Origin of the sequence: Massilia sp. CF038, assembly GCF_900129765.1 — a bacterium.
In the GTDB taxonomy this organism is placed as follows: Bacteria; Pseudomonadota; Gammaproteobacteria; order Burkholderiales; family Burkholderiaceae_D; genus Telluria_A.
On the sequence record NZ_FQWU01000002.1, the window covers coordinates 765,233 to 776,855 of the forward strand.

Consider the following 11,623-nt stretch of genomic DNA (forward strand, 5'->3'; position numbering starts at 1 on the left):
GGCTCGTATGTTGCCATAGATGCATACGGGTGTGGTGTCAGTTGTTGTTTTGTTAAACGCAAAAACACCATCCGTACATCATCCGTAGTGCATCAAACCGTTGCCATGAGGAATTAAACGGCGCCTTCGCCCTGTGCCGGCGGCACCAGCGGCAGCGCCACCGTGAAGCAGCTGCCCTGCCCCGGCACCGAACGCGCACGCAGGTCGCCGCCATGCTTGCGCACGATACCGTACGAAATGGCCAGACCCAGCCCGGTACCGCGCCCCACTTCCTTGGTCGTGAAGAACGGCTCGAAGATGCGGCCGATGGCATCGGGACTGATGCCGCAGCCGTTGTCTTCGAATTCGATCAGCAAGCGGTCGTATTCGATCCGGGTCTGAATCTGCAGCCGCCCGGGCAGCGTGGTATTGCCACTGCGCTGGCGCTGACCGATCGCATCGCAGGCGTTGATGATCAGGTTCATGAACACCTGGTTCAACTGGGCCGGCCAGCACTCCAGCGCCACATCGCGCTCGAACAGGCATTCGATTTCGGTGGTCTCGGCGTAGTGCATGCGCACCAGGCGCACGGTGGACAGGATCGTGTCGCTCAGCGACACCGTCTTGCGGGCCGCTTCGTCCAGACGCGAAAAGGCACGCAGGTTCTTGACGATGTCGCGAATGCGGGTGGTGCCTTCAACGATTACGCTGACCTGGCGCAGCAGTTCATCGGTTTCGCGCCGCAGCAAGGGACGCAGTTCGGTCTCGGCTTCGGCGCCGTCGCCGGCCAGCGCCAGCAAGGTGGCGCGGAACTGCTCGATCGACAGCACCAAGGTCTGGGCACCGGCGTGGGCAAAATTGACGGGATTGTTGATCTCGTGCGCCACACCAGCGGTCAGGGTGCCGATCGATGCCATTTTCTCGTTCAGCACCAGCTGCTGCTGGGCGTCCTTGAGGGCGGCCAGCGCCCCTTCCAGATCGCGGTTGGTCGCGTGCAGCAGCTGCTCGCGCGCACGCAGCGTGGCCCGTGTGTGGCCCAGCTTCAGATTGCGCGCATGCGAAGAAATACCAAATACGAACAAGAACAGCGACATGCCGGCCACGCACATGGCGGTGCCAATGGGGCTCATGTGCGGGTCAAAATGCCAGCCCAGCAGCGCCACCGACACCGCGGCACCGCCGCTGAAAGCCAGCACCGAAAAGATGATCGCCGCTGCGCCGCGGCTGATGGCAATGTTCAGCGAGGTGCCCAGCCATAGCGTGACTGTCAGCCAGCTGGGGAAATGCAGCGACGCCATGCACAGGCCGATCATGAACGAATCGAGCACCAGATTATTGAGCTCGGCCTGCTGCGAATCGGCGGCCAGGCGCGCCCGCAGACAGACCAGATGCGGGTACGCCAGCAGCGGCACAATCAGCATGGCCAGCGTGGCCCCGGCACCAGGCTGACCCCACAGCTCGATCGCCATGATCACGAATGCCATCGTGAAAAAAGCAGTGCGCAGCCGGTAATTGGAATACACGATCCAGTGCGGACCAGTGCCGGCGGCGTTGGAAGCGGAGGTTGCACTGCGCATGCGAGGGCCGTAACAAGGACAAGGAACCGGCTAAGGTAACAGCGTGCGTGCGCACGCGTCAAGAACGGGCGCGCGCGCAACAACGCGTGCCCGATAGCCGCCGCCAATCACAGCGATATAAATTCTTTGGTTGACGCACCGGGGCCGCCGGCATTATCCTTCGCACCATGAAATCACTGGACATCCTCTTTTTTACCTTCGCCTTCCCGGCACGCTGCCATCAGCGTACCGGGCCGCGAGAGTGCGCCCCAGATTAAGTCCCCGGACATCCAATCAAAAAGGCCCTCTCAGGGCCTTTTTTGTTTTTACCGATTCACGATTCACGATTCACATTCAGGAGCATTTATATCATGAAGCTAGCAGACGAAGAACGCGCGCGGGATCACTGAACATGGGTGGTCGCATGGCTCCCGCGGCGCTTGTTTACCCAGACAATCCACGACCGCCCGCTATGAGAAAGCACCATCATGACTGCCACAGTCCTTCGCGCCAATTCGCGCAACTTCGGTATTATTGCCCACATCGACGCAGGTAAAACCACCCTGTCCGAACGCATCCTGTTAAAGACCGGCGAGATCCATCGCACCGGCGAGGTCCACGAGGGCACCGCCACCATGGACAGCATGGACCTGGAAAAAGAACGCGGCATCACCATCGGCGCAGCGGCAACGCGCGCTGCCTGGAACGGCCATGCCTTCACGCTGATCGACACGCCCGGCCACATCGATTTTGCGATCGAAGTCGAGCGTTCGCTGCGCGTGCTCGACGGCGCCGTGATGGTGCTGTCCGGCGTTGCCGGCATCCAGCCGCAGACAGAAACCGTCTGGCGTCAGGCCAACAAGCATGGCGTGCCGGCGATCGTCTTCGTCAACAAGATGGACCGCATCGGCGCCGAATTCGAGCGCGTGGTCGAGCAGATCGGCACCCGTCTGCATACCTTGCCAGTGCCGCTGACGATTCCTGTTGGCGCGGGCGATGCCCTTGAAGGCACGCTTGATGTGCTGCATGGACGTTTGCTGTCCTGGGACGCGGAAGGTGCGATGACGACGCAGAGCGTGCCTGCCCATCTGGCTGCCACGGTGGCAGCAGCCTACGCCCATGCGGCCGCGGTGGCCGCTGACGCGAACGACGAGCTGACGCTGCGCTATCTGACGGACGATACGCTGTCGGTGGACGATATTCGTATCGGCTTGCGTGCCATGACGCTGGCGCGGCGCGCTGTGCCGGTGCTGGCCGGATCGGCCTACCGCAATGCCGGCATCGAACCGCTGCTTGATGCGATTGTCGACTGGCTGCCATCGCCCGACGAACGCGCCGCGCCGGCAGCGACGCTGAACGAGGCGGCGGTCACGGTTGCCACCGGCGACAACGACCCGCTGGCAGCGCTGGTGTTCAAGGTGGTGCATGACGACCATGGTTCGCTGTCGTATGTGCGCATTTATGGCGGCACACTGCGTGAAGGTGACAGCTTGTTCAACACCTCATTGCAAGCGCCGGTGCGTGTGGGACGCCTGTATGTGGTCCATGCTGACCGTAAAAGCGCCATCAAGGAAGCGCATGCCGGCAGTATCGTCGCCATTGCAGGTCTGAAGGATGCATTGACTGGCCATACCTTGTCGACCCGGGCGGTACCTTATGCGCTCGAGACCATCAGTGCCGGGGAACCGGTGGTGGCGCTGGCGATTGAAGCAGGCAATGGCGGCGACCGCAGCAAGATGCTTGCTGCCCTCGACCGCTTCCGCCGCGAAGATCCGTCGCTGCGTCTGGAAAGCGATGCGGCCAGTGGCGAGACTGTCTTGTGGGGCATGGGCGAATTGCACCTGGACGTGGTGCTAGAGCGTGTGCGCCGCGAGACGGGCGTGGAAGTGACGATGGGTGCACCGCAGGTGGCATACCGGGAGACGATTGCCGGTCCTGCGGTCACGGTGGAAGGCAATGTATCGAAGCAAAACGGCGGCAACGGGCAGTATGCGCGCGTCGTGTTGCGGGTGGAGCCATTCGAAGGCACGTTCGCTTTCGAAAACGCGATCAAGGGCGGTGTGGTGCCTGTGGCGTTTATTCCATCGGTCGAAAAAGGCGTGCGCCAGGCGATGGCGCAAGGCCCGCTCGGCTACCCTGTCACCGGTGTGAAAGTCACGCTCACCGACGGCGACTTCCATGCCGTTGACAGCAGCGACATGGCCTTCATGGTCGCTGCCAAGGACGGCGCGCTGGCCGGCTTGCGGCTGGCCAGGCCGCAGCTGCTGGAACCGGTGATGCAGGTCAGTGTCGATGCGCCGTCCGTGAACGCGGGCGATGTGATCGGCGACTTGCAGCGCCGCGGCGGACGAGTGCTGGGCATTGAGGAACGCAACGGCGGCGTTGAAGTCGTCGCCGACGTACCTCTTGCCAATCTGTTCGGGCACACCACCAGCCTGCGCTCGCTGTCGCAAGGCCGGGCGTTTGCCAGTGCAGTATATGCACGTCATGCACCGAAGGCGGCAGCTGCGTAGTCACGCACTGCCTTGACAAGAAAGGCCGGGAAGCAATTCCCGGCCTTTTTTTACATCCAGATACATTACTTCTTGGAAATTGCACAAAGATTAATGTATTGTTTAACCCCGTTCTGCGTGCTGCCCCGTTTCAGGATCGGACCGGCATCAACAATCATCTCTCACCCAAGGAATCCCATGAAGCACGTGAACACATTGACCCGCACCGCAGCCTGCGTTGCAGTGTTTGTCCTGCTCGCCTCCTGCGCAAAAAAAGAAGAGGCCCCAGCGAGCCACATGGCCGAAGACCGCGCAGCAGCGGCGCCCGTCATGAGCATGGCGCCGCCACCACCGCCAGAGGCCGAAGCCAAAACAGCCGGTGTCGACAACGCCGTTACCAGCGCCAGCGCGCAGCAGCAAATGGGCTCCAGCGCGGCCACCTATACCGATAGCGAACGCAAGTTCATCCGCACTGCCGGCGCCCGCTTCCTGGTTAAGGATGTCTACGTCGCCGCCCTCAACATCGAAGACACGGTGGCCGCTCACGGCGGCTTCGTCGTCAAAAACGACATTGAATCGCAGACCGTCAACGCGCAGCAGCATCCTGTCGGTAACGGCAAGCTCAATGTCCTGCGCGCTTACACTGTGGAAGGCAAGCTGGTCGTCCGCGTGCCCAGCGCCAAGACCCAGGAATTTTTGCGCGCCATTGCCAGCCACATCGCCTTCCTCGACAAACGCAATTTTTCCGCGCACGACGCCCAGTTCGACCTTCTGCGCCAGCAGCTGGAAATGATTCGCAACCAGGAATCCCAGGGCGAACTGGGTGAGGCGGTCAAGGACGGCGGCAAGCTGGCCCACAAGACCGAAGCGATCGTCGCACGCAATGCGGTCAAGGCCGAGCGCGATGGTGCCTTGCTCGCGAAAAAAGAATTTGAAGACAAAGTCGCCTTCAGCACAATTGACCTGAACTTGTATCAGAACACGAAAGTGTTGCAGACCGAGGAAACCGATGTACGGCGCGTCTTCCACGATGCCGGCCCGGGTTTCTTCAGCCGCCTCGGCGACAATCTGCGCAGCGGCTGGGAAGGCTTGCAAGAATTTGCCCTGTGGCTGGCCGGGATCTGGCCGGTGGTACTCATTGGCGGCGCGATCGCCGCGGCCATCTGGCGTCTGCGCGGCAAGCGCAGGAAACTGCACAAGCCGGACTGATACGTATAAGGGTGAGTTCTGGCATCATGGGCACACCGACGTTCTCGGAGTCTGCATGCACCCAGCACTTACCCGCCTGCTTCCTGTCCTGCTGATGTTGGCAGGCTGCGCCAGCGCGCCGCCACCCGTGACAGCGTTCCGCGAGGCCGATACGCTCGCCATTCTGAACCGCGTTACCTGGGGCGTGAATGACAGCACCCTGCGCCAGGCCAGCAGCGTCGGCATCAACCGCTACCTGCAGACCCAGTTGCGCCCGCCCCCGGCCCAGTTGCCGCCGGCCGTGACGGCACAGCTGGCAGCCATGACGATCAGCCAGCAATCGTTGCAGGAGATCGTGCAGGCGATGGACCAGCGCCGCAAGGACTTCAAGGCGCAAGCCGACGACGACACCAAAAAAATGGCGCAGCAAGCCTACCAGCGTGAACTGAGCCGCCTGGCACAGGAAGCGGCCAGCCGCTCGCTGCTGCGTGCGCTGTATTCACCCAACCAGCTGGAGGAACAGATGACCTGGTTCTGGCTGAACCATTTCAGCGTCCATCAAGGTAAAAACAACCTGCGCGCCATGGTGGGCGACTATGAAGAGCGCGCCATTCGTCCTCACGCTTTGGGCAAATTCCGCGACCTGCTGGCCGCCACCATGCGCCATCCGGCCATGCTGCAATACCTCGACAATGACCAGAACGCCCAGGGCCGCATCAACGAAAACTACGCGCGCGAACTAATGGAGCTGCACACGCTGGGCGTGGACGGCGGCTACAGCCAGCGCGACGTGCAGGAACTGGCGCGCGTGCTGACGGGGCTGGGCGTGGCGAAATCGGCCACCCCACCCAAACTGCGGCGCGAGCTGCAATCGCAGTATCTGCGTCAGGGCCTGTTCGAGTTCAATCCTGCGCGCCACGATTACGGCGACAAGACATTGCTGGGTGCAGCGATTCGCGCCACAGGTCTGGCCGAAGCGGACGAAGCGATCGATCGCCTGAGCCGCCACCCTGCCACGGCGCGTTTCATCAGCCGCAAACTGGCGACCTTCTTTGTGGCCGACGAACCGCCGCCGGCACTGGTGGAAGACATGGCGCAGGCATTTGCGCGCAGCGACGGCGACATCGCCACCACGCTTGAAACCATGTTTGCCGCGCCCGCGTTTGCCGCCTCGCTGGGCAGCAAATTCAAAGACCCGCAGCACTACGCACTGTCGGCCGTGCGCCTGGCCTGGGATACGACCCCAGTGCGCAACACAGCGCCGCTGCTGTCCTGGCTGAACCGCATGGGCCAGCCGCTGTACGGGCGCCAGACACCGGACGGCTACCAGATGACGCAGGCAGCGTGGGCCAGCTCGGGCCAGATGACCACCCGCTTCGACATTGCCCGGACCATCGGTGGCGGCAACGCGGGGCTGTTCAAGGCAGACGGCGCGCCCGCCCAGCCCAAGCCCGGCTATCCCGCACTGGCCGAGCGCCAGACGGTCAAGGCCCTGCAAGCCGCGCTGGCGGCAGGCACCCGGCAGGCACTGCAGCAAGCAGCCACGCCGCAAGAGTGGAACAGCTACCTGCTATCCGCCCCCGAAATGATGTACCGATAAGCGAGGCACAGCATGCAGCGTCGAACCTTCCTTCACGCGCTGGCAGCGGCGCCGCTAGCCACCACCGGCGGACAATTGTGGGCCGCGCCAGCGTCGGGCAGCCGTCTGCTGGTGGTGTTCCTGCGCGGCGCCTACGACGCGGCCAGCTTGCTGGTGCCCGTTTCGCTGGCCGCCCTTTCGCTGGACAGCAACTGGGGGCTGCATCCCGCCCTGCGCGACAATATCCATCCGCTCTACCAGAACGGGCAAGTCGCTTTCATCCCCTACGCTGGCACCGACGACACATCGCGCAGCCACTTCGAAACGCAGGACACGATTGAACTCGGTCAGCCGCTGGGCGGCAGCCGTAACTACCGTTCCGGTTTCATGAACCGGCTGGCCGCCACGCTGGGCGGCAGCGCCCTCTCCTTCACCGAACAGCTGCCACTGATCATGCAGGGCCAGCTGGCCATTCCCAATACCAGCTTGCGCGCCCCGGCCAAGTCGGCACTGGATCAGCGCCACAGCGAGGCGATTGCCGCCATGTACAGGGGAACGCCGCTGGCCACACCCGTCAACGAAGGCTTCAATGTGCGCGCCGAAGTCATGCGCGACATGGCGGGCGAAATGGAAGCGGCAAGCCGCGGCGCCATTCCCGCCAAGGGCTTCGAGCGCGAAGCACGCCGCATCGCGCGGCTGATGCGCGACAAATACCATCTGGGCTTTGTGGACGTGGGCGGCTGGGACACCCACGTCGGCCAGGGTGGCAGCAGCGGCTACCTGGCTGACAGGCTGGGCGAACTGGGGCGTGGCCTGGCCGCCTTTGCGCAGGAAATGGAAAGCGACTGGGACAAGACCGTGGTGCTGGTGGTCAGTGAATTTGGCCGCACATTCCGCGAAAACGGCAACCGTGGCACCGACCACGGGCACGGCTCGGTCTACTGGGCCATGGGTGGCGCGGTCAATGGCGGCATCGCCGGCGAACAGCAGATCATGAGCGCCAAAAACCTGTTCCAGAATCGCGACATGCCGGTGCTGAACGAGTATCGGGCCGTATTTGGCGGTCTGTTCGAACGCATGTACGGTTTGAACGCCAGCCAGCTCGATACCGTGTTCGCCGGTGCAAAGGCGCGCGATATCGGCCTGGTCTGACTCGCGCTCAACGGGCCGGTTTGCTGTCCTTCGGGTGGCTAGTCGCGTTCTGTTTCGGCGCCGGCTCGATCCGGATCCGGCCCAGCATGGGCGGCGGCTGGGGCACCTGCACATCTCCCATCAGCAGCACCGGCTGCGCCGGCAAGAGCTTGACCTCCACCGGTGCTGTCTGGGCAGGGGGCGGTGGCGCGCCCATCATCATCGAGGGCGCTGGCGGCGCTTCGGTCGCATTGCAAGCGGCAGCGGACAGGGCCAGCGCAGCGGCGCCCGCCATGGCCGGCAGCGTGGTCCAGCTTGAGCGCGTATTCGTTAAAGGCGCACCGCAGTCACTGGTCATGACGGTGCCGTCGGCGCGCCGGTAAAAGCGGACGCACAGCGCGCCGTCGAGATTATCGGCCAACAAAGCGGCAGCATCGGCTTCCGGCATGGCCGACAGGTTGAATACATTCTTGTTGCACGCGCCGCAGTGGCGCACGCGCTCGTTACCTTGCATTGCCTCCCACGAGGCCGTGCAAGGCGAGGCGATGTGAATGCGGTGCAGGGCGATGACCTTGGCGTTTTTCATGAGAGTGTCCGTTTTCCATGTAGAGGCAGCGGGCGGAAAATCCGGCGCCGATGGATAGTGAAACGGACGGGGGCGAAAAACGGGGTTAGGCTGGCAGAATAGTGAATCGAATATTTTTAAACATCGTCCTCGCGAAGGCGGGGACCCATTCCACGTGAGATATGGCATGGGTCCCCGCCTTCGCGAGGACGATGTGTCTCGGCGCTTACTTGAGCAATTCCCTGAGCCAGTCCCCATCCGGCTCGCGCAGCACCATCTTGCGGTAATAATCCGTATTCGCCTGCCTGGCAAAATAAATCCCCGGCACGATATACAGCGCATTGCTCAGAATGCCCAGCCCGAAACCCTTCAACAAGACGGCCGCGATCAGCATCAGCAGCAGTGAAAGGCCCACCATCAAGGCCCCCTTCTGCACCATCTTCAAATACAGGTAATACCCAGGCCAGAACACCAGCGCCCACCCATTCCACCGCACCATGCGCTGCTGCCAGGTATCCAGATCATGCAGGCTGGGCAAACTGGCTCCGCCCGCCCTGTCAATCAGCATGAACCTGGCTTTCCATGCCGTCGAAACAGGCAAGGCCATGATGTGACTTTCACGCGAAGGCCCGTCGGAGTCGAACAAACCCGGCGGCGGCGCCGCACGCAGATCAAATTTAGGCATCGTTAATTGAGCTGGAAAGAATTGATGTAGGCATCGATCTGGGCTGCCGACTGTTCCCCGTTGGGCGCCGTCACCGCAATCATGCACAGTTTGCTACCGATGAAGACGAAGCGGGCAGCGCGTTCGCCGCCACCTGCAAGCCGCACGCGCACATCGCGCCCGGTCGCGCCGCGCAAGCCAATTGGCGTGGCACGGATCATGGTGCCGTCGGTACCAATAATCAGGTTCTGGACGGCGTCCATTTCTGCCGTGCGATCTTGCGCCGGGGTGTTCATGAAATCGGTCGACTCCATCGTGTACAGCAGGCCGCCAGCCTCGAGTTTGTACTGATTGGTGCGGGTATCACCGAGCCGGCTGACCTGGTCCGGCGAAAGCTCGACTTCTTCAGCCATGCCCGGAATATTGACGGTAAAACTGTTATCGAGGGGCGTGAAAGGCACCGAAGCCTGGGCCGTCGGGGTACCGGATGCGTACACCGCTGCCGTTTGCGAGCTGGGTACGGGCTTGGCCGCGGCCAATGCGGGCATGGCTTCCTTCAGCGGCGCGGGTACATCGCTGCTTTGCCCCATGCTGATCCACACGGCCACACAGGCCACCATGGCCAGCGTGCCCAAGCCGATTGCGGCTGGCTTGAAATACGGCGACTGCGTCAGTGTGCCGCCCTCCGGCGCAACGTACGCCGCCGGTGCAGGCGACGCGGCCGATGCTGGTGCGGCTGCCGGCGCTGGCGCCGGTCCACTTACACTTTCCACACGCTGCGTCGGCTCGGCACCAATGCGCAGCACCGGCATCGGCGCTGCCGGCGCGGCAGCAGCCAGACGCTGGCGGATCTCGATGCGCTCCTTGGTCATCTTGATGCCGCTGCGCAGCCACTCGACCCGCTTTTTCGAAATGAGGAACGGACTATCGTTCAGCAATACTTCGATCGCGCCATTGTCTTCGATCCGGCACACAATGTCGGTGCCCGACAAGGTGATGATGCCATCGCCCAGATCCGGGTCCAGCCGCTCGCGCAATTCGGAAATGCGCAGTGTGGCCGCACCTTTGGCGCCGCGGTCCATGTGCAGCCAGAAGTTTTTGGGGTCGTCGTCCGGCGAACGCAGGAAGGCCACAAAAAACTTGGTTTTGATAAACATCTTCCAGGCAGGTCCCATCGTGCCCTCGGCCTTGGCAGCCGTGGCAACGTCGCCCCACTCTGTTACTACTTCATCCATATCGTTATGTCTTTTCCAATTGCCTGCTGATACTTGCTCGCGGGACATTATCAGCTTACACAAAAGTGCGCATTCCCGCGATGGAAAGGACGAAAAAAAGCCCCACAGTGTGGGGCTTTCGGGTCAAACCATGCTGAACAACTTATTTGCGCCAGATTGCCGAACGGTAGGAACCGCAGTACCACCATTTGTAGACCGAGTAACCTTGTGCGCCGTAAGTCGCCGTTTTGAGTGCCATGTCGGCGGCCGTCATGCCGTGGTTGGCTACCCATGCGCCCTTGCTTGGCACCCAGGTCGTGTTGTAGTTCTGGCCGTTGTCGGTGCAGGGAATGTTTTCTGGCATTTCACCGGAATCGACGAAGTGGTTGAACCAGCCTTGATAGCGCTCGTCCGGAATGTTGTTCACGGTCCAGTAAGCAGTCGAGTGCGGAGCCCACACCAGGATCGGTCCAGTCGGCAAAGGCTTGCCAGCGACCATTTTCCATGGACCGACAGGCGATGCCGATGCGTTAGCAAACGAGGTGGTCGAACCATGGCTGAACGGCATATCGTACGCCGCGCCATCCTTGGCCATGTGCACGTGCAAGTGCGGCCCGGTGGAATTGCCGCTGTTGCCAGCCAGGCCCAGGTACTGGCCGGCCGTAATGCGCACCCCGTTGCTCACTGCCGCTTCCGGCGCGATCCAGCCGCTCGAACTTGGGGTCGTGAACTTGGTCGCATTGTGCGGGCAAATGCTGGAAGAAATACTGCCCGGGATCATGTGAGCATGCATCGCATACACGCCATCATCGGAACGGATCCACACGTGGTTGCCGCCCACGCCGATGTAGAAGTTGAGCACGTCTGCATCCTTGGTGCCGGCCTTGGCATTGTCCGGTGCGTTGCGCCAGCAGCCGACCACGGTGCCGCTGACCATGGCGTAGACCTTGCGGCCGTAAATCAAGTGGTTCGAATTAACAGTCGGGTCGGCGCCGTCGGAGACCAGGCCATCCCAGCTGTTGCCGCCGGTAGGACGCACCGCGCCGATATCGCGGCCCAGCGCTTGCAGGTAGCCGCCGCCGTGGTTGCCCGTCTGGTAGCGGTAGTTCAGATTCAAGTCGTCACTGCGCAAAGGGAATTCGGCAGCGCCAGCCGATACGGACAGCATTGCTATGCCGGCGAGGACAACCGAGCGAAGCGAGTTGGATACAAAAGCCATGATAAGAGTCTCTTTCAGAGTAATTGGTTAGAGGCA

General features: G+C 62.2%; 9 protein-coding genes. 4 read left to right on the forward strand and 5 right to left on the reverse strand.

Annotation, left to right across the window (positions count from 1 at the left end; genetic code table 11):
• Positions 1-113 precede the first annotated feature (113 nt).
• Complete coding sequence (locus BUC24_RS13885; RefSeq protein WP_073217097.1) at positions 114-1,556, reverse strand: ATP-binding protein; 1,443 nt, start codon at positions 1,554-1,556, stop codon at positions 114-116.
• Between the two features lie 467 nt (positions 1,557-2,023).
• On the opposite strand from BUC24_RS13885, the gene fusA reads away from it, so the two are divergent.
• The 4 genes from fusA to BUC24_RS13905 all read left to right on the forward strand — a co-directional run bounded on the left by fusA (position 2,024) and on the right by BUC24_RS13905 (position 7,946).
• A complete protein-coding gene (gene fusA, locus BUC24_RS13890; protein ID WP_073217100.1) occupies positions 2,024-4,048 on the forward strand; it encodes an elongation factor G in 2,025 nt (674 codons plus the stop codon).
• 177 nt (positions 4,049-4,225) lie between these two features.
• Positions 4,226-5,236: a DUF4349 domain-containing protein gene (locus BUC24_RS13895; protein WP_073217103.1), complete on the forward strand. Its 1,011-nt coding sequence runs from the start codon at positions 4,226-4,228 to the stop codon at positions 5,234-5,236.
• Positions 5,237-5,291: 55 nt separating this feature from the next.
• On the forward strand, positions 5,292-6,815 hold the full coding sequence (locus BUC24_RS13900) for a DUF1800 domain-containing protein (protein WP_073217107.1): 1,524 nt from the start codon (positions 5,292-5,294) through the stop codon (positions 6,813-6,815).
• Between the two features lie 12 nt (positions 6,816-6,827).
• Positions 6,828-7,946, forward strand: a complete 1,119-nt coding sequence (locus BUC24_RS13905; protein WP_073217110.1) for a DUF1501 domain-containing protein — start codon at positions 6,828-6,830, stop codon at positions 7,944-7,946.
• Between the two features lie 7 nt (positions 7,947-7,953).
• On the opposite strand, the gene BUC24_RS13910 is transcribed toward BUC24_RS13905, so the two are convergent.
• The 4 genes from BUC24_RS13910 to BUC24_RS13925 all read right to left on the reverse strand — a co-directional run bounded on the left by BUC24_RS13910 (position 7,954) and on the right by BUC24_RS13925 (position 11,536).
• A complete protein-coding gene (locus BUC24_RS13910) occupies positions 7,954-8,511 on the reverse strand; it encodes a hypothetical protein (protein WP_073217114.1) in 558 nt (185 codons plus the stop codon).
• 205 nt (positions 8,512-8,716) lie between these two features.
• Positions 8,717-9,097, reverse strand: coding sequence for a DUF2628 domain-containing protein (locus BUC24_RS13915; protein WP_178372544.1), 381 nt, complete (start codon positions 9,095-9,097; stop codon positions 8,717-8,719).
• Positions 9,098-9,177: 80 nt separating this feature from the next.
• Positions 9,178-10,389, reverse strand: a complete 1,212-nt coding sequence (locus BUC24_RS13920; RefSeq protein WP_073217120.1) for a hypothetical protein — start codon at positions 10,387-10,389, stop codon at positions 9,178-9,180.
• Positions 10,390-10,531: 142 nt separating this feature from the next.
• On the reverse strand, positions 10,532-11,536 hold the full coding sequence (locus tag BUC24_RS13925; RefSeq protein WP_073217122.1) for a M23 family metallopeptidase: 1,005 nt from the start codon (positions 11,534-11,536) through the stop codon (positions 10,532-10,534).
• Positions 11,537-11,623: the final 87 nt, after the last annotated feature.